This window comes from Thalassovita mediterranea, from assembly GCF_001458435.1.
Taxonomy (GTDB): domain Bacteria; phylum Pseudomonadota; class Alphaproteobacteria; order Rhodobacterales; family Rhodobacteraceae; genus Thalassobius; species Thalassobius mediterraneus.
Map to the genome: position 1 here is coordinate 139,706 of NZ_CYSF01000012.1, position 25,388 is coordinate 165,093.

The window sequence follows — 25,388 nt, forward strand, 5'->3', positions numbered from 1 at the left end:
GCCTTGTCAGAGGAGGTGTCGCTGCAGCAGTTGCGCTTTGCTTCTGCGTCGTTGGTTATATTGCGGCAGCAATGATCGGTGGCGCAGTCACATGGCAAGCCCAAACAACGCCATCCGCTGCGATGGTTGGGCAAGATAGTGATGCGGTGACCATTGGTCTGGTTTCCGGTCCCATCCATAACGATTTCCTTCTGCCCCTCGACGATCAGACCCGCGATAGGTTTTCCGATCTGGCTGCGTTTCATGTGCCTATTGATCATCCGCAGGCGGAATGGCTGATGATCGGGTGGGGCGCACGTATGTTCTACACAACCGTTGGCGACTATCAGGACGTGAGCGTTCAGGCCGTGTTGCGCGGTGTATTTGGCGACCAGTCCGTGATGCGGGTTGAGGTGCTGGGACCTATCGGCAATCCAGATATGGTGTCCTGGGTGCAGGTGACATCGGCGCAATATCAGTCTCTAATTGCTGCAATAGACTCTGATTTTGGGCCCGAACGCCGCACCGTGAAAACAGATGGTGCGCTGCGCGGAACGTTTTTTGCCGCCAAGGATCGCTTTCACATCTTCAACACCTGCAATGTCTGGGTCGGGCGAAAATTGCGGGACGCTGGTGTGCAGTTCGGCGCGTGGACATCCCTGCCTGCTTCGATCAGTCTGTCAGTGTGGCGTTTCCATTCGCCATGAGTGAACGGCAAAATTGATCCCCGACCCCCTGTTCCCTGATCCCAATCCATGCGATCACGGCAGGTATAGAAAATGCCCAACCCTCAACGCGCGGAGAGTTCGTATGACCACCCAATTCGGCAAAGGCTGTCACCTGCATCTGATCGACGGGTCCGCCTTCATCTTTCGCGCCTACCACGCCCTGCCGCCGCTGACGCGCAAATCTGATGGTCTGCCGATCGGCGCTGTTTCGGGCTTCTGCAACATGTTGCAGCGCTATGTTGAGGGCAACACAGGCCCCGATGCGCCGACCCATGTGGCAGTGATTTTTGATAAGGGCAGCCATACGTTCCGCAATGATCTGTATGATCAGTACAAAGCCAACCGCGAAGCGATGCCAGAGGATCTGCGCCCGCAGATGCCGCTGACCCGCGAGGCCACCCGCGCCTTCAACATCGCCTGCAAAGAGATGGAGGGGTTTGAGGCCGACGATATCATGGCCACCCTCGCCCATCAGGCGCGTGATGCCGGTGGCCGTGTGACGATCCTGTCCAGCGACAAGGATTTGATGCAGCTGGTTGGCGACGGCGTGGAAATGCTGGACCCGATGAAAAACAAACGCATCGACCGCGATGGCGTGTTTGAGAAGTTCGGCGTGGGGCCGGAGCGGGTTGTGGATGTGCAGGCGTTGGCGGGCGATTCTGTCGATAACGTACCGGGCGCGCCGGGGATCGGGATCAAAACCGCCGCGCTGTTGATCAACGAATATGGCGATCTGGAGTCGCTCTTGGACCGCGCGGGCGAGATCAAGCAGCCCAAGCGCCGCCAGACCCTGATTGAAAAACGCGATCAGATCGAACTGTCCAAGAAACTGGTGCAGCTTGATTGTAACATGACCCTCGACTTCACCCTCGATGATCTGGAGGTGAAGGATCCTGTGGCCGAGGATCTGGTGGGTTTCCTCAGCCAGATGGAGTTTCGCACCCTGACCAAACGGGTCTCTGACCAGTTGGGGGTTGAGGCGCCGGCGATCAATGACACCCCGCAATCCGGCGGCGCGGCGGAGGCGGCAGAGGAACCCGCCGATCTGCCCTTTGACGCGGACGCCTATGAATGGGTGAAGGACGCCGAGGCACTGCAAACGTGGATCGATGCTGCCTACCGTCGTGGCTATGTGGCGGTGGATACGGAAACCACCGGCCTTGATGAAATGCGGGTGGATCTGGTGGGCATCTGCCTTAGCTCCAACGCGGGTCAGGCGTGCTATGTGCCGCTGGGACACAAGGCGGGCGCGGATGATCTGTTTGGCACCGACCAACTGGCCGAAGGCCAGATGCCGATGGATCAGGCGCTGGCGGTGCTGAAGCCACTGCTGGAGGATGAAAGCATCCTCAAAATCGGCCAGAACATGAAATACGATGCCAAGATCTTTGCCCGTTACGGCATTGAGGTGGCGCCGATTGATGACACCATGCTGATTTCCTACGCGCTGCATGCGGGCATGCACGGGCATGGCATGGACGCGCTGTCAGAACGGTATCTGAACCACACGCCGATCCCGATCAAAACCCTGCTGGGGTCGGGCAAATCCGCCATCACCTTTGACCGCGTGCCGATTGAAGATGCAGTGAAATATGCGGCTGAGGATGCGGATATCACCCTGCGTTTGTGGCAAAAGCTGAAACCGCAACTGCATCAGCAGCAGGTCACAACCGTCTATGAAACGCTGGAACGCCCGCTGGTGCATGTCCTGAAGGATATGGAAATGACCGGCATTCAGGTGGACCGCGATGTCCTGAGCCGGATGTCCAATGCCTTTGCCCAGAAAATGGCGGGCTATGAGGCGGAGCTGTATGAGCTGGCAGGCCACGAATTCAACGTGCAAAGCCCCGCACAGGTCGGCAAGATCCTGTTCGAAGAGATGGAGCTGGAAGGCGGCAAGAAGACCAAGACCGGTCAATGGTCCACCCCCGCCGACGTGCTGGAGGATCTGGCGGCAGAACACACCTTTGCCCGCCGCGTGCTGGATTACCGTCAGCTGCAAAAGCTGAAATCGACCTACACCGATGCGCTGCAGGACCACATCTACCCTGATACGGGCCGCGTGCATACGTCCTACCTGCAAAGCGGCGCGAACACGGGCCGGATGGCGTCGAACGATCCGAACCTGCAAAACATCCCCGTCCGCAGCGAAGAAGGCCGCCGCATCCGCGAGGCATTTGTGGCGGGTGAGGGCAAAGTCCTACTGTCGCTCGACTACAGCCAGATCGAATTGCGCATTCTGGCGGAAATGGCGGGCATTGATGCGCTGAAACAGGCGTTCAAGGATGGCCATGACATCCACGCCATGACCGCGTCCGAGATGTTTGATGTGCCGATGTCCGAAATGACGCCGGAAATCCGCCGTCAGGCCAAGGCGATTAACTTCGGTGTGATCTATGGCATTTCGGCCTTTGGTCTGGCGCGCAACCTGCACATTCCACGCGGTGAGGCGCAGGACTTTATCACCCGGTACTTTGAACGCTTCCCCGGTATCCGCACCTATATGGAAGAGACCAAGGCCTTTGCCAAGGAACACCTGTATGTGCAGACCCTTTTCGGCCGTAAAATCCACATGCCAGAGATCAACGCCAAAGGCCCGCGTGCTGGTTTCGCCCAACGTGCCGCAATCAACGCACCGATCCAAGGCACAGCGGCTGACGTGATCCGCCGCGCAATGATCCGGATGCCTGCCGCCATTGCGGGCCTGCCGGCCAAGATGCTGTTGCAGGTGCACGACGAACTGATTTTTGAGGTGGATGAGGCCGCCGCCGATCAGGTCGTGGAACGCGCCCGTGAGGTAATGGAGGGCGCCGCCGCGCCTGCGCTGCACATGTCAGTGCCGCTGGTGGTGGATGCTGGTCGTGGTGCCAACTGGGCCGAAGCGCACTAAGCTTAGACTCTATCCTTCGGTTCTGATCACAAGGGGCTAGGCGGCAACCGATCAGTTGCCGCCAAATATGCCGCGTAGCAGGTCATCAATACCTGTGCGGGTATCGTCGATGAACGGATCCGGTGCAGCATTGCGTGCAGGCCGCCCACCACGCAGCATGGGCAGCGGACGGGGTGTCATGCCCTGATGCACGCGGCGCATGGTTTCGTGCCAGATTTCAGCCGGTAGGCCCGATCCGGTCACGCCTGTCAGCGGTGTATTGTCATCATACCCCATCCAGACACCCGCCACATAATCAGCGGTGAAGCCGATGAACCACGCATCTTTGGCACGTTGCGAGGTGCCGGTCTTACCCGCCACTTCCCAGCCAGGGATGTTGGCGCGTCGGCCGGTGCCTTCGCTAGCAACCACATGCATCATCCACGTCAGTTCGCGCGCGGCGTCTTCGCTGATCACCCGTTCCCCAATGCCACCGGTGGAGGTCATCAGCGGATCACTGTCGCCCTGCATTTTCAGTTCTACCAATCCATAAGGCCGCACTGAGCTACCGCCGTTCAGGATGCCCGCATAGGCGCCGGTCACTTCCAGCAGGCTGGTGTCCGACGCGCCCAAAGCCAATGACGGACCCTTGGCCAGATCGGATCCGATGCCGAAATCAGTGGCGACCTTGCGCACGTTTTCCAGCCCCGCCTCTTGGGCGATTTTCACCGCTGGAATATTCAGGGATGTGCGCAAGGCCTCGGTCAGGGTGACCGTACCGTGGAACTTGCGGTCATAGTTTTGGGGCGACCAAGGCGAAGACCCAGGGATATTGATTGTGATAGGCTCATCGACAACCAGATCATTGGCTGACCAGCCCAGCTCCAACGCAGTGGCATAGACAAAGGGTTTGAACGCCGATCCAGTCTGACGTTTTGCCTGTACCGCGCGGTTAAAGGCGCCTGTCACCTTGGTCTTGCGACCGCCGACCATGGCGCGCACGGCACCATCGGCAGACATGACCACAATGGCTGCCTGCGCTTTCGATCCTTTGCGCACCTTTTCAGAGAAGATGTGGTTCATCGCATCCTCAGCTGCCTGCTGGATGCGTTGATCCAATGTGGTGCGGATGATCACATCAGAGGTCGAGTTGCGGGTGAAAAATTCGGGCCCCGATGACATGACCCAGTCAGCGAAGTAGCCGCCAGCGCGCGCCTGTGCGGCGGGCGACAGGGTTGCGGGGTTGGCGCGGGCATTGTCCGCAGCCTTGGACGACAGATAGCCCTGATCCTGCATCAGCCCGATGATGACACCGGCACGGTTCTGGCTGCGTTGCAGGTTGCTGGTCGGTGCCAGCGACGACGGTGCGGTCAGCAATCCGGCGATCATCGCCCCCTCTGCCGGCGACAGCGCGGCAGCGGGTTTGCCGAAGTAGCGTTGCGCGGCGGCCTCGGACCCATAGGCACCACCGCCCATGTAGGCGCGGTTCAGATAGATCGACAGGATCTCATCCTTGGAATACTTGGCCTCCATCGCCAGCGCATAGATCGCTTCTTTGCCTTTGCGCCACAAGGAGCCTTGGCGACAGTCCGCCTCGTAGGCGGCTTCGCTTTCCCATTGGGTTTCATCATAGACCACGCCCAGGCACAGCAGTTTCGCGGTCTGTTGGGTAATCGTTGACCCGCCGTGCCCGGACAATGGGCCGCGGCCTTCACGTAGGTTGATGCGTACTGCGCTGGCAATGCCGCGCGGCGACAGGCCGAAATGGCGATAGAAGCGTTTGTCTTCGGTGGCGACCACAGCGTTTTTCAGATGTGGTGACACGGTGTCGGCTGTCACGACGCCACCGAACTGATCCCCGCGCCAGGCAAAGACTTCTCCGCGGCGGTCGGTCATCACGACCGATCCGTTGGCGCGCCCATCCAAAAGGGCGGTGAATTCCGGCAGGGTGGAGTAGACGTAGCTGACCGCCAGACCCACAACGAGGCCCGCCATCAAGGCGATCCGCCAGGTAAAGGCCCAGATCAGACCGAACACCCAGCCAAAGATCGCCCGGAAAAAGCGCACAATTGGATTGCCGCCGCGCTTGGTCTTACTGCCCCTTGCTGTTGTTTTACGCGCTGCGGGTTTGCGAGCTGCGGCCTTTTTGGGCTTTGGTTTGGCTTTGGTCTTGGCTTTGGGTTTGCCCGCGGGTTTCGGGCCATAGCGACGATCTGCCACCAACGGCTGCGCCTTGCGACCGGATTTGCGCCCTGAATCACTCATATCAATGTCCTGCCCGAAACATGCTTTTCGTTAATCTTATCGTGCCACGCCCCGATTGTTGAGACGGTGATTCCGTCTCAGGCAGTTCTTTGCGCGACTATTTTTTGTGCAAATTTCACATAACGCTTAAATTTTGCGCAACGCCGTTGCGGAATTCCTGTGCAGTTGCAGCATTTCCTTCACCCAACACCCCACCCTGCTGTTGGTTGAACCCGTACTTTCGCGGGACAGCACGCCCTACTTAAGCGTCGCACCCCCGCTGGAATTCGACAGGTTACTGAAGGGGAACAAGGTGAAACTGATTATTGCAACGATCAAACCGTTCAAGCTGGAGGAGGTCCGCGAGGCGCTGACCGAAATCGGTGTACGCGGCATGATGGTCACTGAAATCAAGGGCTTCGGCTCGCAATCCGGGCACACTGAAATCTACCGCGGCGCTGAATACGCGGTGAACTTCGTACCCAAAATCAAACTGGAAATCGTGGTGAGCGCTGCAATGGTCGACCAGACCGTTGAGACCATCACCAACACCGCCCGCACCGGCAAGATCGGTGACGGCAAGATCTTCGTGCTGGACGTGGCACAGGCCGTACGTGTGCGTACCGGCGAAACCAACGACGACGCCATCTAAGCGCCGAGGGGGAAAGGACAATGCAAATGAAACGTATCACCAAACTGGGCCTCGTCAGCGCCGCCGCGCTGCTGCCGACCCTGGGCTGGGCCGAAGAGGCCGCCCCCGTTGCCGGCGTAGATGCCGCCAGCGACACCATCTTTATCCTGAACTCGCTGCTGTTCCTTGTGGGTGGCTTCCTGGTGTTCTGGATGGCTGCAGGCTTTGCGATGCTGGAGGCCGGTCTGGTCCGTGGCAAAAACGTAACCATGCAGCTGATCAAGAACATCTCGCTGTTCTCGCTGGCTGCGATCTTCTACTACCTGATCGGCTACAACCTGATGTACCCGCTGGGTACTTGGTCGGTTGACGGTATCCTGTCCGGCGTCTGGGGCCCCGGTGTTCTGGAAGCTGTTGGCGTTGGCCGTGATGGCGCTGATGACTATGGTTATGCTTCGACCGGTTCGGACTTCTTCTTCCAGCTGATGTTCTGTGCAACCACCGCGTCGATCGTTTCGGGCACCCTGGCCGAGCGTATCAAACTGTGGCCCTTCCTGATCTTCACCATCATTCTGACCGCTATCATCTACCCGCTGCAGGCGTCGTGGAAATGGGGCGGCGGTTTCCTGGATCAGGCTGGCTTCCTGGACTTCGCTGGTTCGACTGTTGTGCACTCCGTAGGTGGCTGGGCCGCTCTGACCGGCGCGCTGATCCTCGGCCCGCGTATCGGTAAATACAAAAACGGCAAAACCATTCCGATCCCTGGTTCGAACCTGACCCTGGCAACTCTGGGTACGTTCATCCTGTGGCTGGGTTGGTTCGGCTTCAACGGTGGTTCGCAGCTGGCCATGGGCACTGTGGGTGACGTTGCAGACGTAAGCCGCATCTTTGCCAACACCAACACTGCTGCCGCAGGTGGCGCCATCGCAGCGCTGATCCTGACCCAGATCATGTACAAAAAGCCTGACCTGACCATGGTTCTGAACGGCGCGCTTGCTGGTCTGGTGTCGATCACCGCTGAACCGCTGACCCCGTCGCTGGGTGCTGCCACCCTGATCGGTGCCGTAGGTGGTGTGATTGTGGTCTTCGCTGTACCGATGCTGGACAAGCTGAAAATCGACGACGTGGTTGGCGCCATCCCGGTCCACCTGATCGCCGGTATCTGGGGCACCATCGCAGTTGTGCTGACCAACTCCGACGCGTCGCTGGGCACTCAGCTGTACTCCATCGTAGTGGTAGGCGCCTTCACCGTGGTTGTTTCCGCAGTGGTCTGGTTCGTACTGAAAGCGATCATGGGTCTACGTGTCGATGAAGAGACCGAAATCAACGGTCTGGACATGGCAGAACTGGGCATGGAAGCATACCCTGAGTTCTCCAAGGGCTAAGCTCTAAGGAACCCAAGATGTAAAAGACCGGGGCCTTTCGGGGCCCCGGTTTTATTTTGCCTAGAAGTTCGGCTTGCAGCACAGATCTGCTAAGATCTCTGGTGTATCAGCTGTTGAGCCAGTTGCGCAGTTCATCCAGTGTTGCGCCCGCATCAACCACAGCGCCGCCGGTGAACTCTTCCAATGCCGTGATATTGGCACCGTTGACACCCACCAGTACCGGCACCTCTTTTTCCAGCGCCAACGCGATGGTGGAGCGGAAGCCGCGCCCGTCGGCCTCATGCTTGCCGAACTTGTTGATGATCACCAGTTTTGGCGACGCATCAGACAATTGGGCTTCGGTGATCCCCACCGCCTGTTCCAGCGCGACGGTATCCAGTCGGCAGCCGCGGGAATCCCTGCCAAGGTTCTGCGAAATGCGCACGACGGGGCCTGTGGGCAGAATTTGCAGGTCCATATCGCATTTCTCCTGCGGGGCGCATTCGATGTCGTGCTGTACAGCACCAGCCAGCGCGACGCCGTCAGCGGTCAGCTCTTCGGCGAAGGCAGCTAACAGGCGGTTTAGTTCACCGCGTTCCGCGATCCGTACATAGCCGATTTTCATCGCGGCTCTCCTTTAGCGTTTCTTCATCGCATCCATCAGTGCGGCACCCAGCGCGCCAGTGTCATTCCCTTTAGATTGGGGCTTGGCGCTGAATTTACCACCCTTGGGTCCTCTTAGTGTGCCACCTTTGGGACCGCCACGCGGCCCGCTCTTGGCATCACGATCCCGACCGCCAGCAGCCCCGCCGCCATCTTTGCGCATCGACAGACCGATGCGATTGCGCGGCACGTCCACCTCGGTCACGCGGACCTTGACCACATCACCTGCCTTCACCACCTCATGCGGATCTTTGACGAAGCGATCTGCCAATTGGCTGACATGGACCAGCCCATCCTGATGCACGCCAATGTCAACAAAGGCGCCGAAGGCCGCCACGTTGGTCACCGTGCCCTCCAGCGACATGCCGGGTTTCAGATCTTTGATGTCATCAATGCCCTCAGCAAAGCTGGCGGTTTTGAAATCGGGGCGCGGGTCGCGGCCGGGCTTTTCCAGTTCCGCCAAAATATCGCGCACAGTGGGCAGGCCGAAGGTGTCATCCACAAACTCCTCCGCCCGTATACGGCGCAGCTGGGCCTCATCCCCCATCAAATCGCGCAAGTCACGACCGCAGGCGGCAACGATCTTGCGCGCCACACCATACGCCTCTGGGTGAACAGACGACGCATCCAGCGGTTCCGCCCCATCCGCGATGCGCAGGAAGCCTGCACATTGCTCAAACGCACGCGGGCCAAGGCGGGAGACGTCCAGCAGATCCTTCCGCGTCTTAAACGCGCCATTGATGTTGCGGTGGCTCACGATTGCCTCGGCTAAGCTTTCCCCCAGGCCGGATACCCGCGCCAGCAGCGGGGCGGAGGCCATGTTCAGATCAACGCCAACGGCGTTCACCGCATCCTCAACCACTGCATCGAGCGAGCGGGCCAGTTGGAACTGATCCACATCGTGCTGATATTGGCCAACGCCGATGGATTTCGGTTCGATCTTCACCAATTCGGCCAACGGGTCCTGCAAACGGCGGGCAATCGACACCGCACCACGCAGGGAAACATCCAGATCAGGAAACTCCCGCGCCGCCAGTTCCGAGGCGGAGTAGACAGAGGCGCCGGCCTCACTAACAACCACCTTGGTCGGCTTCGCCCCCGGCAGTTCGCGCAGCAGGTCGGCAACCATCTTTTCGCTTTCACGGCTAGCGGTGCCATTGCCGATGGCGATCAACTCGACGCCATGTTCCTTGATCAGCTTCGCCAGTGTCACCTGCGACCCGCGCAGGTCATTTTTCGGCTGGAACGGATAGATCGTATCGGTCGCCAGCACCTTGCCCGTGGCATCCACCACCGCGACCTTGCAGCCGGTGCGGATACCGGGATCAAGGCCCAGTGTCGCCTTCGCCCCCGCGGGCGCGGCCAGCAGCAAATCCTTGAGGTTGCGGGCAAAGACTTGAATGGCTTCATCCTGCGCCCGTTTGCGCAGATCACCCATCAGATCCAGCATCATCGACAGCGACAGTTTCACCCGCCACGTCCACGCCGCCGCCTTGCGCAGCCATTGATCGCCCGCTCCATTGCCGCTGACGTTCAGCGACGCTGCCACCATATCAGGAGCGCGATCTGCATCCTCCTCAGCCGGTGCGATATCGACGCTCAACACGCCTTCATTGCTGGCCCGCATCATCGCCAATGCACGATGGCTGGGGGCGTCTTTCCATGCCTCTTGGTGATCGAAATAGTCCGAGAATTTGGCGCCTTTGGCTTCCTGTCCTTCGATCACCTTGGCCTTGATTAGCGCGTTTTTCTGCATGAAATCACGCAGGGATCCGATTAGCGCTGCATCTTCGGTCAGACGTTCAGCGACGATGTCGCGGGCACCGTTCAGCGCAGTTTTCACATCTGCCACAGCCTCACTCACATAGCCAGCGGCCAGCGCCTCTGGATCAGCACTACGATCCGACAGGATCGCATCCAGCAGCGGCTCCAACCCATTTTCACGGGCGATCATCGCTTTGGTGCGGCGTTTGGGTTTGTAGGGCAGATAGAGGTCCTCTAGCTGCGCCTTGGTATCCGCACCGGCGATGGATTTCGCCAGATCATCGGTCAGCTTGTCCTGCGATTTGATCGAGTCGAGGATGGTTGCGCGGCGCTGTTCCAACTCTCGCAAATAGGCCAAACGATCAGACAGGGTCCGCAGCTGGCTGTCGTCCAACCCGCCTGTCACCTCTTTACGATACCGCGCGACGAAGGGCACGGTTGCGCCCCCATCCAGCAGCGTCACCGCCGCGCCCACCTGACTGGCGGCAGCGCCGATTTCTTTGGCAATTGTCTGGTTGATGCGCAGATCGGTTTGGGGCGCCATCGGGATCCTCTCATTCTCAGGGAGGGTCACCATAGAAGCGGCTGCGCGGGAGGGGAAGGTGGAATTGCGCGCATATCGCCTGCTGGGCGCGCATCCGCACAGCCGGCGATGCGGCCTCAACAAACTGTCACCATTGCCCCCTACCGTTGGGGCGTCAGAAGTGGCATGTTGTGCCATTGTTTCGCGGCCGGAAGGAAAAGATGATGAGCACCAAACAGACAAGCACACTGTCAGATCGTATCGCACAGGGGCGCGGCGTCGCGCAGGCGGATCTGGTGCTGAAGGGTGGGCAAATCTTTGACCTGATGACGGGCGTTATGCTGTCAGGTGATGTGGCGATCTGCGGTGACCGCGTGGTTGGCATCTGCGCCGACTATGAAGGCAAGCGTGAGGTGGACGTGACCGGCAAGGTGCTGGTGCCGGGGTTCATCGACACGCATCTGCACATTGAAAGTTCGCTGGTGACACCGTTTGAATTTGACCGCTGCGTGCTGCCGCGCGGGGTGACCACCGCGATCTGTGACCCGCATGAGATTGCCAATGTGATCGGCCCCGACGGCATCCGTTACTTCCAATCCGCGTCAGACCGCACGCTGATGGATATCAAGGTACAGCTGTCCTCCTGCGTGCCCTCCACCGATATGGAAACTGCAGGCGCCACCATTCTGGCTGAGGATCTGAGGCCCCTGATGGGTCATCCCAGCGGCATTGGTCTGGCGGAATTCATGAACTTCCCCGGTGTGTTGCACCAATTGCCCGATGTGATGGAAAAACTGGCCCTGTTTGAGAATGCGCATATCGACGGCCACTGCCCGCTGCTGCGGGGCAAAGACCTGAACGGCTACATCGCCGCGGGTATCCGCACCGAACATGAGGCGACTACAGCCGAAGAGGCATTGGAGAAGCTGCAAAAGGGTATGCGGGTGCTGATCCGTGAGGGGTCGGTGTCCAAAGACCTGCACGCCCTTGCGCCAATCCTGAACGATGTGACCGCACCCTATCTGTGCCTGTGTACGGATGACCGCAACCCGCTGGACATCGCCGAACAGGGGCATCTGGACTATATGATCCGCACGCTGATCAGCCTTGATGTCTCACCTCTGGCTGCTTACCGCGCCGCCAGCCTGTCGGCGGCAGAGGCGTTTGGTCTGAAAGATCGCGGTCAGATCAGCCCCGGCAAACGCGCCGATATTGTGATCCTGAATGATCTGCAAACCTGCGATGTGGCCGATGTGATCTGCGGCGGCACTTGGGTGGATGAGGCGGCTTTCGCGGCCCGCGATGTGATTGATCCCGTCGGGCGCAATTCGGTCAATGCGCCCAAGGTCGGCCCGCAGCATTTCCGCACCGCTGGCAACCGCGAAGACACCGATGTGATTGGCATCCTAGAGGGCAAGATCATCACCGAACATCTGCATGAGGTGATGGCGATCGAGGATGGCGATAAACGCCCTGACCTTGAGCGCGACCTGATCAAGATCGCGGTGATCGAACGGCATGGCAAAAACGGCAACATGGCCACCGGATTTGTGCGCGGGTTCAACCTGCAACGCGGCGCGATCGCATCGACCGTGTGTCACGACCACCACAACATCGCTGTGGTGGGGGCAGATTACGACGACATGGCGCTGGCCGCGAACCGACTTGGTGAGATTGAGGGCGGTTTTGTCGTGGTCGAGGGCGGCAAGGTGCTGGCCGAACTGCCGCTGCCTGTCGCCGGTCTGATGAGCCTAGAGAGCCATGAGGTGGTGCATGACCAACTGGTCGCCCTACGTGCCGCCGCCCGTGATTTGGGCGTCACACTGGAGGAGCCGTTTTTGCAACTGGCGTTCCTTGCCCTGCCTGTGATCCCGAACCTGAAAATCACCGATCGAGGATTGGTCGATGTGAACAAGTTTGAGATCATTTCATAGAACACCTCCGACACGCGGCCATTGACCGGATCATATGTGCCGATCATAGTTTCCGTAGGGTCAACTCTTTCTGAGGGCACAAGACCCGTCCTCTCAAGATCGTTGATCCTGAAAACGGAGGGTAATATGAATATATTTCAAATATTTGGGGCGGCTTTGACCGCCGGTGTGCTGGCGGGCACTGCATTTGCTCAGGACCCCACACCAGAAGTTGGCTACGGCTGGGAAGATAAGGATTCGGTCATTGGGTCCAAATTCATGGTTTCAGCGGCAAACCCGATTGCAGCTCAGGCGGGTTATGATGTTTTGGCCAAGGGTGGCACTGCGGCGGACGCGATGATTGCGGTGCAGCTGATGCTGAACCTTGTGGAACCGCAATCTTCGGGCATCGGCGGTGGGGCGTTTATGCTGTACTGGGATGCGTCGTCCAAAACACTGAACACCTTCGATGCGCGGGAAAAGGCACCTGCGGCCGCGACGCCAGAACGGTTTCTTGATGAAAATGGTGAAAGGATCCCTTTCTCACGCGCGATTTCTGGCGGTCAGGCAGTGGGTGTGCCTGGTATTCTGCGCCTGATGGAAACCACCCATGCGCTTTACGGCAATCAGGATTGGGCTTCACTGTTTGAATCGACCATCCGTCAGGCAGATGCAGGGTTCGAAGTGTCGCCGCGCATGGCCAATTCGATCCAAAGCACGATTGACCGCGAACGCTATCTGGATGTCTTCCCCGGTGCGAAAGAGTATTTCTTTGATGCAGAGGGCAAGCCGCTGAAGGCGGGCACGCTGCTGAAGAACCCGGAATTTGCCAATACGTTGCGCATTCTGGCCACTGAGGGCGCGGATGCGTTTTACCATGGTCCGATTGCCGATGATATTGTGGCGGCGGTTGCGTCAACCTCGATGGTGGAAAACAACATCACCGCGCAGGATATGGCGGATTATCGGGTCAAAATCCGCCCGGCGGTTTGTGCCGATTATCGCGGCTATGATGTCTGCGGCATGGGCCCGCCGACCTCTGGCGGTCTGACGGTTGGTCAGATCCTGGGAATTTTGAACAACTTCGACGTTAAGTCGATGGGCTGGAATGCGGACTTTGCTCACCTCTATGGCGAAGCGGCGAAATTGGCCTATGCGGACCGCGCGCTGTACATGGCGGATTCCGATTTTGTGGATGTGCCGGTGAAGGGTCTGCTGGATCCTGATTACCTGAAGATGCGGTCAGAAATGATTGACCTGACGGCGGCTAGCGAAAAGCGCACCGCAGGTGAGCCACCGCATGAAGATGCGGCGCTGATGCATCCGTCGCAGAACCCAGATCGCCCCGGCACCAGCCATATCGTGATCCGCGACATGTATGGCAACGCCCTGTCGATGACCACAACGATTGAAACCTTCTTCGGTAGCCGTGTGTTTGTACGTGGTTTCCTGCTGAACAATGAGCTGACCGATTTTGACCGGCAGCCTGAGGTGAATGGTCGTCTGGTCGCCAACCGTGTGGAAGGTGGTAAGCGCCCGCGCAGCTCTATGTCGCCGACCATCGTGATGAAGGATGGCGCGCCTTATCTGTTGATCGGATCGCCCGGTGGTAGCCGCATTATCAATTATGTGGCCAAAACCATCATTGCCGTCCTGGATTGGGACATGGACCCGCAGGACGCGATTGAAACTGGCCACTTCCTGCACCGCAACACCAGCAGTATTGATGTGGAACAAAACACCGCCGCCGCCGAGTTCGAAGGGCGGCTGAGCGAGCTGGGCCACAAGGTCAGCGTTCGCGATCTGAACAGCGGCTTGCATGCCATTCTGATCAAGGACGGCCAGCTGATCGGTGCGGCAGATCCACGTCGTGAAGGCGTTGCGCTGGGCGAATAACCTAACGGAACGCAACGGAACATAGTTGCTGATAATGGCGCCGGAAGGCATCTGGCGCCATTATTTACTAGGCTTTGCGCTGGTCAGGGTGATTTTCAACCTAATGCCGCATGGCATAGCCACCTCTCAAATTATGGACGCAGAATCAATTCGGCCCTAGCCTACCCCCGAAACGGGGGCGCAGTTTTGCTGCGACCCTGTCCAAGCGCGACGTACAGGGACCAGCGAAATGTCTGAACAAACCGTTATCAACGACATGATCTCTATTGAACGGATCGGTGATATTGCCTTGATCTGCATTGATAACCCGCCAGTAAATGCCACTGGACAGGCCGTGCGACAGGGGCTGTTGACCGCGATCACCGATCTGAACGCAGCGGCGCAAGTGAGGGCTATTGCGATCTATGCAGCGGGCCGCACTTTTGTTGCTGGTGCCGATATCAAAGAGTTTGGCAAACCCTTCGTCGATCCATCGCTACCCGATGTTCTGGATGCGATCGAAGCGAGTGCGCTGCCGGTTATTTCTGTTTTGCACGGAACGGCCCTGGGCGGAGGTTTTGAGCTGGCACTGGCGACTCACGCGCGTGTTGGGATCAAAGGGCTGCGCATTGGTTTGCCCGAGGTTAATCTGGGCCTGTTGCCCGGCGCCGGAGGCACACAGCGTCTGCCGCGTTTGGCGGGGGTGGCCTTTACCTTGGATATGGCGTTGTCGGGCAAGATGGTCCCGGGCGCGGATGCGCTGGCGGCTGGTGCGATTGATCAATTGGTTGAGGGGGCGCCGCGCGATGTCGCCCTATCCGCCGCACAACAGGTGTTGGATGGCGCCCTGAAAACGCGGCCCACTGGCAGTCTGAATGTCGTGGCGGATGCCGCGCTATTGGAACAGACCGCGGACAAGCTGCGTATGACGCAGCCTCATTTGTATTCCCCTCACAAGATCGTCGAAGCTGTCGGCGCCGCCACTTTGCCGTTGTCGCAAGGTCTGCAAATTGAACGTCAGGCATTTATGGATTGCATGAACACCCCACAGCGGGCGGGCCTGATCCATGCATTTTTTGGTGAACGCGCAACATCCAATATCCCAGAGGCTAAAGGCGACGCGCGACCATTGGATCGAATCGGCGTTATCGGCGGTGGAACGATGGGATCGGGCATTGCCACAGCCTGTTTGTTGGCCGGATTGCCCGTGCAGATGATTGAGGTCGCGCAGGACGGACTGGATCGCGGAATGGCCACTGTTGCCCGCAATCTGGAGGGCGCGGTTAAACGCGGCAAAATGACCGAGGCAGCACGCGACGCGGCGCTGTCCAGTCTGTCAGGGTCGCTGCAGATGCAGGACCTTAGCGATGTTGATCTGGTGATTGAGGCCGCATTCGAAAGCATGGATGTTAAACGCCAGATTTTCACCCAGCTGGATCAGGTCTGTAAGGAAGGTGCGATCCTGGCGTCGAATACGTCTTACCTGAACATTGACGAAATCGCCGCCTGCACAAACCGTCCGCAGGACGTACTGGGGCTACATTTCTTCAGTCCGGCCCATGTGATGCGCCTGTTGGAAATCGTGCAGGGAGCGGACACCGCGCCTGACGTGCTGGCGACTGGGTTCTTGTTGGCGAAGCGATTGAAAAAGGTTGGCGTTCTTGCACAGGTGTGTGACGGGTTCGTTGGAAACCGTATTCTGGCGTTTTTCTCCAAGGCCGTGGGGTACATGGTGCTGGATGGCGCATCGCCCGCCCAAGTGGATCAAGCGTTGGAAGGGTTCGGCATGGCGATGGGTCTACACAAGGTGTTTGACCTGGCGGGCCTCGACATTGATTGGGCCGAGCGCAAGCGTCAGGCCGCCGGACGCGATTCCAGTGAACGCTACAGCGGCCTGCATTTGGACCGGATCTGCGAACAGGGTTGGTTTGGTCGAAAGACAGGCAAGGGACTGTATCTTTATGATGGCAAGCACCCTACGCCCAATCCTGATGCGCTGCGCATCATCGATGACGTGCGTGCCGAACTGGGTATCGAACCGAAAGAATTCACCGCCGAAGAGATCGTTGATCGCTACCTCACCGCCATGATTATCGAGGCGACCCGTGTTGTGGCAGACGGCACTGCTAAACGTCCTGTTGATGTGGATATGGCCTATCTGTTTGGCTATGGCTTCCCACGGTTCCGTGGTGGCCCCCTACATGAGGCAGATCAGATCGGTGCATCCGCATTGGTGGAACGGATCGAAGGGTATGCCAAAGAAGACCCCCATTTCTGGCAGGTTCCGCCGTTGCTGCGCGAGATGGCGAGCACAGGAAAAACATTTGCGGATCTCAATCACTGATCCGCAAGAGAAAAGGGCGGGTAAACCCGCCCTTTCTGAATAGATACCGGTAATCGGCTAAGGCAGATTTCAGCCTGCTTTTCTTAGGTCAGAGATCATCTGATCGATGTTGCCTTTGCGTTTGTCCAGCATGGCACCGATTTCTTCGCGTTCTGTCAGCAGCATGTTGATGCCCTCAATGTAGAGGTTGAAGAACAGATCTTTGCCGCTGCGGTCGGACACGTGAAAATCAACTTCGAACGGGGCTTGCGAGGGAACGCGCGCCATCGTGCGGACGCGGTAAAAGCTCTTCAATTTCTTGACGCCTTGCACCTCAAGGCTGCCACCGGCGAAGCTGCGGAATTGTTTGCCGTATTTGCGCGCAATGTAAGAGGTGAACGCCTTTGAGAAGGCCTTTTTCTGGCTTGCGCTGGCGCGACGACCGTCGACCCCCATCGCGTAGGCGGCGATGTAGGACGTGTCGCTATAGCGTTTGAAGATGCTTTCGAACTCGCGGATCATCGCGTTTTCGCTGCGGCCAGATGCAATCACGGCGTTGATTTCATTCACCAGGCTATTGATCAGCGCCTCGGCCTGCGAGGTGTTGAGCGCCCAGGCGGAACCCGGCAGTGCAGCGGTGGTAGCAGCAGCGCCAGCCCCCAGAAGGATTGCGCGGCGGTTCATAAGCGGGGTCATTTAGAAACCTTCGGTGTCAATGTCATTGGGATCTATGTAAGTGTCGTCTGCCTCAATTCCCAGTTCGAAGCGGCGGTTCTGCAGGTAAAGAAGTTGTGTTTGGCTGTAACTGTCGGCGCTTTCATACAGGACCGAGTCAATGGCATCGCCCAACTGCGCACGTTGGCCGACCCGGTCGGCGACGTTGATCCCGGTGCGGATCTGGCGTTCGTCAGTGTTCAGCACATGCGACAGCGGGTTCAGCACCACGTCTACGACGCGCCCTGTAGCATCACGGGTCGAGGACGGGCCCAACAGCGGCAGTTCCAGATAGGCACCTTCGCCACCACCCCATGCGTGCAGTGTTGTGCCGAAATCAGTTTCGTCCTCGGTGACGCCGAATTCTGCGGCCACGTCATAAATGCCGCCCAGGCCTACGGTAGAGTTGATAACGAAACGATATAGCGACTTGGCCGCGCCACCGACGTTGCCCTGCAAGGTGTGATTGATCAGGTTGCTGGGTTCACCCAAGTTGTCGCTTGCGTTCGAAACCATGGTCTGCACGTCATCTGGCACCACGGCGTCATACCCTTTGCTGACCGGGCGCAACACGGCGCGGTCTACGCCGACGTTGAACCGATGCACGGCGCGGTTGGTGTTTTCGAACGGGTCGTTAATACCAGTGAAATCGCGCGGCGTATCCTCGACTGTCGTGCATCCAGCTACGGCAATCGCTGTTGCGGAAAGGAAGACGGTTGCGCGTAGCGCAGATTTCATAGGAAATGACATCACGGAGTTTCACCAAAGGATAACGGTTAGCGCTTATCTAACCCAAGCAGCAGAGTTGCCCAGATCAGAAGCCGGGCGATGGCAATCGACGCAGCGGGATGTGGCAGATTTGAAACAACCGCTTCGCAGGCATCCAGTATATAGAGGGTGCATTCGGATAGGCAACGTGACCACTTGGGTTACGCGGCATACCATTGCAAGCGCGTATTTAACGCGCAAACTGCGTCATCCTGATCGGGCTTAGTTGATTTATTTGAAGGGAACACATGACCGCATCCGCGACATATCAGACCAAGGGGCGCGCCGAATTAAGCGAGGCCCGCCGCGAAAATCGTAGTCTTTTCTGGGCTGTGGCACTGTTTAGTGTATTTGTGAACCTGCTGATGCTGACTGGCCCGCTCTACATGATGCAGGTCTATGATCGTGTGCTTGGCAGTGGATCCGAGGCGACGCTGGTTGGATTGACCCTGCTGATCACGTTTTTGTTCCTGATGATGGGGATGTTGGATTTGGCGCGTGGCCGCATCATGGCGCGTGTTGGCGCACGGTTTCAGGCGCGGTTGGACCAGCGCGTTTTTGATGCAGTGATTCGCAGATCTGCGATGCGCCCTGATCAGCCGCCGGCCAGTGGGCTGCGTGATTTGGAATCTGTGCAGCGCTTTCTTGCGTCGCCCGCTTTTACCTCGATCTTTGATATTCCGTGGACGCCGCTGTTTCTGGTCGGGATCATGGTTTTTCACCCCTGGCTGGGGTATCTGGCGGTTTGTGGTGGTGCAATTTTGATCACCATTGCGGTCGCTAACCAGATTTTTTCGCGTGGGCCTTTGCTGGCGGCGGCGCGAACTTCTTCGCATGCGGATCACATGGCAGGCCAACTTCAGGGTGAAGCAGAGGCGTTGCAGTCATTGGGCATGCGCGATGCAGCATTCCGCCGTTGGCAAACGGCGCGTGATGCGTCGCTGGATCAACAGGTTGCCGCGGCGGATGCCGGGACTGGCTTTTCTGTTCTGACCAAAACCTTCCGCCTGTTTTTGCAGTCAGCGATGCTGGGGCTTGGGGCTTATCTGGTGTTGCAGGGACAAATGTCACCGGGTGCCATGATTGCTGGGTCCATCTTAATGGGGCGGGCTTTGGCCCCGATTGAGACGTTGGTGAACCAATGGGCGGTGGTGCAGCGCGCTTTGAAAGGGTGGGGGGCGCTTGCCGAATTGTTGGGGGAAGTGCCGCCAGAAGACGTACGCACACCGCTGCCAACGCCTGCTGCGCGCCTTGAGGTTCAAAGTTTGACCGTCGTGCCGCCTGGCGCCGCACAGGCCACACTGCGCATGGTGTCGTTTAAGTTGGAGCCGGGGCAGGCGTGTGGGGTCATTGGTCAATCTGGTGCCGGAAAATCCTCTCTGGCCCGGGCATTGACCAGTGCATGGCGTCCTGCCGGCGGCAAGATCCGCTTGGATGGGGCAACGCTTGATCAATATGATCCAACGGTTCTGGGGCAATTGGTCGGTTACTTGCCACAACGGGTCGAACTGTTTGATGGCACAATTGCCGACAATATCGCGCGCCTTTCTCCGAATTCTGATCCGGCCAAGATTGTGGAGGCGGCACGCCGCGCTGATGCACATGAGATGATTCTGAAATTGCCCGATGGGTACGACACGCAGGTGCGCGCGTCGGGCGGGCGTCTGTCTGGTGGCCAGATCCAGCGCATCGGGCTGGCACGTGCGATGTATATGGATCCGGTCATCCTGGTTCTGGATGAGCCAAATTCAAACCTCGATAACGAAGGATCCGAGGCCCTGAACCGCGCGATCCGCGCTCAGAAGGAGGCAGGGAAAAGCGTGTTGATTATGGCGCATCGCCCCGCTGCGATTAAAGAATGCGATACCCTGCTGATGTTGGAAAATGGTGCTGTGCGCGCCTTTGGCCCCAAGGATGAAGTGTTGCGCAATGTAGTGCAGAACCATCAGCAGATTGCGCGCAGCAAGGGCGCCGGAGGTGTGCAATGACACAGTCTTCTTCTGAAAACCGCTTTTCGGCGCGTGCGCCGATGATGTTGGGTGGGGTCGCGTTGGCCTTTCTGCTGGGTGGGTTTGGTCTTTGGGCCACTATGACAGAAATTGCAGGTGCTGTGGTCGCCAGCGGTCAGATCGAGGTGGATCGTAACCGCCAGGTTGTGCAGCATCCTGATGGTGGGGTTATTGCCGACCTCTTGGTCGACGAAGGCGATCTGGTGGCGCAGGATCAACTGGTGATGCGGCTAGATCCAACGGAACTACAGTCGCAATTGGCGATCACCGAGGCGCAGCTGTTTGAAATTATGGCGCGTCGCGGTCGATTGGAGGCAGAACAAAACTCCGCCGACATCCAGTTTGATCCGGAATTGTTGGCGGTTTCTCAGACCCAGCCAGAGGTGCGGGCGATGATGGACGGGCAGATCCATCTGCTTGAGGCGCGCAACGAATCCATTGCGCAGGAAACGCGGCAGCTGGAACGTCGACAGGAACAAATCCGCAGTCAGATTATCGGTATTCGCGCCCAGAAAGAGGCCTTGCGCCAGCAGTTGGAACTGATCCAACAGGAACTCAACAGTCAGCAACGTCTTTTGGACAGCGGACTGTCGCAGGCGACAAAAGTGCTGAATCTGCAGCGGCAACAGGCACGCCTAAGCGGTGAAGTGGCGGAACTGGACGCACAGCAAGCCCAATCCGAGGGTCGTATCACCGAGATCGATATCGAAGTATTGAAGCTGGAATCCAACCGTCGCGAACAGGCGGTGTCGCAATTGCGCGATCTGCAGTACCGCGAATTGGAACAGGCCGAGACTCGTCGTGCGCTTCAACTGCGGCTGAGCCGGATGGACATTCGCGCGCCGGTGTCGGGCATCGTCTATGCGTTGCAATTCACCACACCGCGTTCGGTCGTGCGCCCTGCTGATCCCGTTTTGTATTTGGTTCCGCAGGATCGTCCGCTGGTCATCGCAGCACAGGTGCCGACAACAGATGTGGATCAGGTTTACCCGGGGCAGAACGTTACATTGCGACTGCCTGCGCTGGATCAACGCACCACACCGGAATTGACTGGCACAGTGGCGCAGGTGTCGGCGGATGCCTTCACGGATGAGGCCAGTCGTGCCTCTTACTATCGCGCTGAAATCGCGGTATCGGCAGATGAACTGGCGAAGCTGCCCGCTGGTGTCACCCTGCTACCGGGTATGCCGGTAGAGGCCTATATTCGCACCGCTGATCGCACGCCTTTGGCCTATCTTGTCAAACCATTGTCAGATTACTTTGCTAGAGCCTTCCGCGAAGGGTGACGCGATCGTGTAAGGATGCGCCGCGCAGTGTCTAGGCATTGCGCAGGCGTTCTTGTAGCGTCGCGCCAAAGACCCGTCTGATTGGAGAAGTGAGATGACCGGACAATTTGAAACCCGCCTTGGTGAACTGGGCGTGACCCTGCCTGATGCACCTGCACCTGCCGCAAACTATGTGCCCTATGTGATCGTGGGCGATATGGTCTACGTGTCTGGTCAGATCTCGAACAACGGTGGCGATCTGATCACTGGGAAACTGGGCGACAATATGGACACCGCAGAAGGTGCCGCTGCCGCCAAAACCTGTGCGATCAGCCTGCTGGCCCAGTGCAAGGCCGCCTGTGGTGGCGATCTGGACCGTCTGGTGAAGGTGGTGAAGCTGGTGGGTTTTGTGAACTCCACCGCTGATTTCACCGAACAGCCGCAGGTGATCAACGGCGCGTCTGATTTCATGGTTGAGGCGCTGGGCGACACGGGCCGTCATGCACGCTCTGCCGTTTCCGCAGCCTCGCTGCCGCTGGGTGTTGCCGTCGAAGTCGAAGCGATTTTCCAGATCAAATGACCAAACTACCAGCCGCCTTTCTAAAGGCGCCGATCGCCCACCGCGCCCTGCATGATGTGACTGCAGGGCGTGCCGAAAACAGCCCCGCTGCCATTCAGGCCGCGATTGATGCCGGATATGGTATCGAGATTGACCTGCAACTGTCCAAGGATGGTGAGGCGATGGTGTTCCATGACTATGACATGGAACGTCTGGCCGGGGTCAAAGGGGTGGTTCAAACCCGAACGGCGGCTGAGCTGTCACAGATCCAGCTGTTGGGTGGGACCGACCGGATCCCGACCCTGTCGCAGGTTCTGGATCAGGTGGCCGGGCAGGTGCCCCTACTGATTGAGGTTAAGGATCAGGATGGCCAGATGGGCGCCAATGTTGGCCGTCTGGAAGCTGCCACCGCCAAGGCATTGGAGGGGTATCAGGGTGATGTGGCGCTGATGTCGTTCAACCCGAATTCTGTGCGCGTGTTGTCGGGCCTGTGCCCCGACCGTGCCCGTGGTCTGACGACGGCGGCCTACAACGTGACCGAATGGCCGATGCTGCCCAAGGGCACACGCGAAAAACTGGCGCGCATCCCTGATTATGACGCGGCCAAGTGTAGCTTCATCAGCCATGATGCGCGCGACCTGAACAGCGCGCGGGTGGCCGAGCTGAAACAGCGCGGAGCTCATGTGCTGTGCTGGACGATTACCTCTGCCGCGGCCGAGGCTGAGGCGCGCAAAGTGGCGGAGAATGTCACGTTTGAAGGCTATCTAGCGGCGCAGCCTGCAGCATAACTGCTTGATTAATATCCCTCACGCCCCAAATACTGCCCCTTAAGGGCAGGCGGGCGTGAGGACAGGATCATGACAGGGTCAGATCAGCAAACCATAGACATTCAGCTGTTCGGCTCACTCGACCAGATCGCGGCGGCTGATTGGGATGCCTGTGCCTGTCCCGAGGTGGCGGAAGGCCGTGCAATAGATCCCTTCACCACCTACCGTTTTCTGCATGCGTTAGAGGTCAGCGGATCCGTCGGTCCTGGCACGGGCTGGCAGCCGCAGTATCTGAGCGCCACACAAAACGGGCAGATGATTGCCTGTGCGCCGCTTTATGCAAAATCGCACAGTCAGGGCGAATACATCTTTGACCACAATTGGGCGCATGCCTTTGAAAACGCAGGCGGGCGCTATTATCCGAAACTGCAGATCGCCGTGCCCTTTACCCCCGCCACGGGGCGGCGGTTTCTGACCCGTCCGGGGTTCGAGATGGCGGGCACCTCTGCCCTGATCCAAGGCGCGGTGCAGGTGGCGGCGGAAAATGAGCTAAGCTCGCTCCACATCACCTTCTGCACCGAGGATGAGGCGCTGGCAGGCGGCCAGATGGGCCTGATGCAGCGTACAGGTCAGCAGTTTCATTGGGACAATGCGGGCTATGGCGATTTTGACGATTTCCTTGCCAGTCTCAGCAGTCGCAAGCGTAAGATGATCCGCAAGGAACGGCGTACGGCCAACGCCTTTGGTGGCGAGGTGTTGATGCTCACCGGCGATCAGATTGAGCCGTGGCATTGGGATGCCTTCTGGCGGTTCTATCAGGACACCGGCGCGCGCAAATGGGGCACGCCCTATCTGACACGGGGCTTCTTTGACATTGCGCATGAAACCATGCGCGATGATATGCTGTTGGTGCTGGCGATGCGCGACGGGCAGCCGGTCGCGGGGGCGCTCAACTTCATTGGGCGCGATACGCTTTACGGGCGCTATTGGGGCTGTGTCGAAGATCACCCCTGCCTGCATTTCGAATTGTGCTACTATCGCGCGATGGACTTTGCGATTGCGCAGAACATGGCCCGTGTAGAGGCCGGCGCGCAGGGCGAACACAAACTGGCGCGCGGTTATCTGCCGGTTACCACCCATTCACTGCATTGGGTTGGCCATCCGGGCTTTGCTGATGCTGTGCAACAGTTTCTAACGGCGGAACGGGCGGCGGTGGCAGAGGATATTGAAATCCTAACCGCCTACGGCCCCTTTCGCAAAGAACAGCGGGAGGAAAGAGAATGACCGAACTGCTTAGCGATACCGGACGCAAAACCATGCTGGCCCCTTTGCTCGAGGCAGGCTGGACTTTGGACGCGGATCGCGATGCGATCTGCAAAACTTACGTCTTTGATGACTTCACCGCAGCCTTCGCCTTCATGACCCGTGCAGCGCTTTGGGCTGAGAAGTGGAATCATCACCCAGAGTGGACAAACAGCTACAGAAAAGTGCATGTGACGCTCATAACGCATGATGTGGGTGGCCTTAGCGCATTGGACGCCAAGCTGGCCCGAAAGATGGATCAATTACTGACATGACACTTGCTGATATTTTGAAAACAGAGGTCTGGAATGGCCAGAGCCTCGCCAGTCTTTTGACTTTGGACGCGCTGACCGGCGCTGCGCTGTCGGTGACGGGCGCGGTGGTGATGCTGCTCCTTGGTTTTGTTGTGGGCGGCTGGGCCCGGCGGCGGATCACCAAGCTGGGGCTGCAATATGAGGCGCTGGATGACACGCTGTTCATCTTCCTCGGCAATATCAGCCGTTATGTGATCATCGGTTTTGCGCTGCTGTTCGTTCTGAACACCTTTGGCATTCAGACCACCTCGATTGTTGCGGTTGTTGGTGCGGCGGGTCTGGCTATTGGTCTGGCGTTGCAGGGCACGCTATCGAATGTCGCGGCGGGCGTGATGATCATTGTGTTCCGTCCGATCAAACTGGGCGATTTTGTTACCGTGGGTGGTCAAAGCGGCACGGTGAAGTCCATTTCGCTGAACTACACCGAACTGGCCAGCGCCGATAACGTGCAGACGATCATCCCCAACGCCAATGTTTGGGGAAATACGATCACCAACTTCTCGATCTACGAAACCCGTCGGGCAGAGTGGATTTTCGGCGTCGCCTATGATGCCGATCTGAAAAAGGCTGAAGAGGTTATTCGCACCACGTTGATGAGCGACCCGCGTGCGCTGCAGGATCCTGCACCTTATCTGCAGGTGAACAACCTCGGTGACTTCTCTGTCGATTTCTTGGCCCGTGTCTGGGTTAAATCGTCAGATAACTTTGCCTATCAGGCGGACATGAAACGTGCGGTCAAAGAGGCGCTGGATGAGGCAGGGATTGATATTCCTTTCCCAACCCAGACCCTGTTGCAGTCGAAGTAAGGTGCGAC

At 58.4% G+C, this 25,388-nt stretch carries 19 protein-coding genes; 14 read left to right on the forward strand and 5 right to left on the reverse strand.

Going from position 1 to position 25,388, the window contains the following annotated elements:
- Positions 1 to 59: 59 nt before the first annotated feature.
- Complete coding sequence (locus tag TM5383_RS11885; RefSeq protein WP_268807766.1) at positions 60 to 686, forward strand: TIGR02117 family protein; 627 nt, start codon at positions 60 to 62, stop codon at positions 684 to 686.
- Positions 687 to 789: 103 nt separating this feature from the next.
- Positions 790 to 3,597, forward strand: coding sequence for a DNA polymerase I (polA, locus tag TM5383_RS11890; RefSeq protein WP_058319256.1), 2,808 nt, complete (start codon positions 790 to 792; stop codon positions 3,595 to 3,597).
- 51 nt (positions 3,598 to 3,648) lie between these two features.
- On the opposite strand, the gene TM5383_RS11895 is transcribed toward polA, so the two are convergent.
- On the reverse strand, positions 3,649 to 5,841 hold the full coding sequence (locus TM5383_RS11895; protein ID WP_058319257.1) for a transglycosylase domain-containing protein: 2,193 nt from the start codon (positions 5,839 to 5,841) through the stop codon (positions 3,649 to 3,651).
- A gap of 292 nt (positions 5,842 to 6,133) precedes the next feature.
- On the opposite strand from TM5383_RS11895, the gene TM5383_RS11900 reads away from it, so the two are divergent.
- Together TM5383_RS11900 and amt are read left to right on the forward strand one after the other, a co-directional pair.
- Complete coding sequence (locus tag TM5383_RS11900) at positions 6,134 to 6,472, forward strand: P-II family nitrogen regulator (protein ID WP_058319258.1); 339 nt, start codon at positions 6,134 to 6,136, stop codon at positions 6,470 to 6,472.
- 26 nt (positions 6,473 to 6,498) lie between these two features.
- Positions 6,499 to 7,836, forward strand: a complete 1,338-nt coding sequence (amt, locus tag TM5383_RS11905; RefSeq protein ID WP_058319259.1) for an ammonium transporter AmtB — start codon at positions 6,499 to 6,501, stop codon at positions 7,834 to 7,836.
- Positions 7,837 to 7,942: 106 nt separating this feature from the next.
- Here amt and TM5383_RS11910 read toward each other — a convergent pair whose 3' ends face one another.
- Both TM5383_RS11910 and TM5383_RS11915 read right to left on the reverse strand, forming a co-directional pair.
- Complete coding sequence (locus TM5383_RS11910) at positions 7,943 to 8,440, reverse strand: DUF2478 domain-containing protein (protein WP_058319260.1); 498 nt, start codon at positions 8,438 to 8,440, stop codon at positions 7,943 to 7,945.
- 12 nt (positions 8,441 to 8,452) lie between these two features.
- Positions 8,453 to 10,786: a Tex family protein gene (locus tag TM5383_RS11915; protein ID WP_058319261.1), complete on the reverse strand. Its 2,334-nt coding sequence runs from the start codon at positions 10,784 to 10,786 to the stop codon at positions 8,453 to 8,455.
- Positions 10,787 to 10,989: 203 nt separating this feature from the next.
- On the opposite strand from TM5383_RS11915, the gene ade reads away from it, so the two are divergent.
- From ade to TM5383_RS11930, 3 genes are all read left to right on the forward strand, one after another.
- Positions 10,990 to 12,699: an adenine deaminase gene (ade, locus tag TM5383_RS11920; protein WP_058319262.1), complete on the forward strand. Its 1,710-nt coding sequence runs from the start codon at positions 10,990 to 10,992 to the stop codon at positions 12,697 to 12,699.
- Between the two features lie 126 nt (positions 12,700 to 12,825).
- Entirely contained in the window at positions 12,826 to 14,574 is a 1,749-nt protein-coding gene (gene ggt / locus TM5383_RS11925) for a gamma-glutamyltransferase (RefSeq protein ID WP_058319263.1), read from the forward strand.
- Positions 14,575 to 14,803: 229 nt separating this feature from the next.
- Positions 14,804 to 16,897, forward strand: a complete 2,094-nt coding sequence (locus TM5383_RS11930; protein WP_058319264.1) for a 3-hydroxyacyl-CoA dehydrogenase NAD-binding domain-containing protein — start codon at positions 14,804 to 14,806, stop codon at positions 16,895 to 16,897.
- 69 nt (positions 16,898 to 16,966) lie between these two features.
- Here the strand turns inward: TM5383_RS11930 and TM5383_RS11935 are convergent, their stop codons facing one another.
- Positions 16,967 to 17,560: an MlaC/ttg2D family ABC transporter substrate-binding protein gene (locus TM5383_RS11935; protein WP_058319451.1), complete on the reverse strand. Its 594-nt coding sequence runs from the start codon at positions 17,558 to 17,560 to the stop codon at positions 16,967 to 16,969.
- Positions 17,561 to 17,572: 12 nt separating this feature from the next.
- Complete coding sequence (locus tag TM5383_RS11940) at positions 17,573 to 18,328, reverse strand: MlaA family lipoprotein (RefSeq protein ID WP_058319265.1); 756 nt, start codon at positions 18,326 to 18,328, stop codon at positions 17,573 to 17,575.
- A 278-nt stretch (positions 18,329 to 18,606) separates the two neighbouring features.
- Here TM5383_RS11940 and TM5383_RS11945 point away from each other — a divergent pair, with 278 nt between their 5' ends.
- The 7 genes from TM5383_RS11945 to TM5383_RS11975 all read left to right on the forward strand — a co-directional run bounded on the left by TM5383_RS11945 (position 18,607) and on the right by TM5383_RS11975 (position 25,380).
- On the forward strand, positions 18,607 to 20,346 hold the full coding sequence (locus TM5383_RS11945; protein ID WP_058319266.1) for a type I secretion system permease/ATPase: 1,740 nt from the start codon (positions 18,607 to 18,609) through the stop codon (positions 20,344 to 20,346).
- The gene (locus TM5383_RS11950) at positions 20,343 to 21,653 is read left to right on the forward strand and encodes an HlyD family type I secretion periplasmic adaptor subunit (RefSeq protein ID WP_058319267.1); all 1,311 of its coding nucleotides are present in this window, start codon (positions 20,343 to 20,345) and stop codon (positions 21,651 to 21,653) included. Before TM5383_RS11945 ends, TM5383_RS11950 begins: the two co-directional genes overlap by 4 nt.
- A 94-nt stretch (positions 21,654 to 21,747) precedes the next feature.
- Positions 21,748 to 22,212, forward strand: coding sequence for a RidA family protein (locus TM5383_RS11955; protein WP_058319268.1), 465 nt, complete (start codon positions 21,748 to 21,750; stop codon positions 22,210 to 22,212).
- A complete protein-coding gene (locus TM5383_RS11960; RefSeq protein WP_058319269.1) occupies positions 22,209 to 22,979 on the forward strand; it encodes a glycerophosphodiester phosphodiesterase family protein in 771 nt (256 codons plus the stop codon). The genes TM5383_RS11955 and TM5383_RS11960 overlap by 4 nt, the downstream gene beginning before the upstream one ends.
- Positions 22,980 to 23,048: 69 nt before the next feature.
- Positions 23,049 to 24,242 carry a GNAT family N-acetyltransferase gene (locus TM5383_RS11965; protein WP_058319270.1) on the forward strand — a complete coding sequence of 398 codons (1,194 nt, stop codon included), beginning with the start codon at positions 23,049 to 23,051 and terminating at the stop codon, positions 24,240 to 24,242.
- Positions 24,239 to 24,535, forward strand: coding sequence for a 4a-hydroxytetrahydrobiopterin dehydratase (locus tag TM5383_RS11970; protein WP_058319271.1), 297 nt, complete (start codon positions 24,239 to 24,241; stop codon positions 24,533 to 24,535). The genes TM5383_RS11965 and TM5383_RS11970 overlap by 4 nt, the downstream gene beginning before the upstream one ends.
- The gene (locus tag TM5383_RS11975; RefSeq protein ID WP_058319272.1) at positions 24,532 to 25,380 is read left to right on the forward strand and encodes a mechanosensitive ion channel family protein; all 849 of its coding nucleotides are present in this window, start codon (positions 24,532 to 24,534) and stop codon (positions 25,378 to 25,380) included. Before TM5383_RS11970 ends, TM5383_RS11975 begins: the two co-directional genes overlap by 4 nt.
- Positions 25,381 to 25,388: the final 8 nt, after the last annotated feature.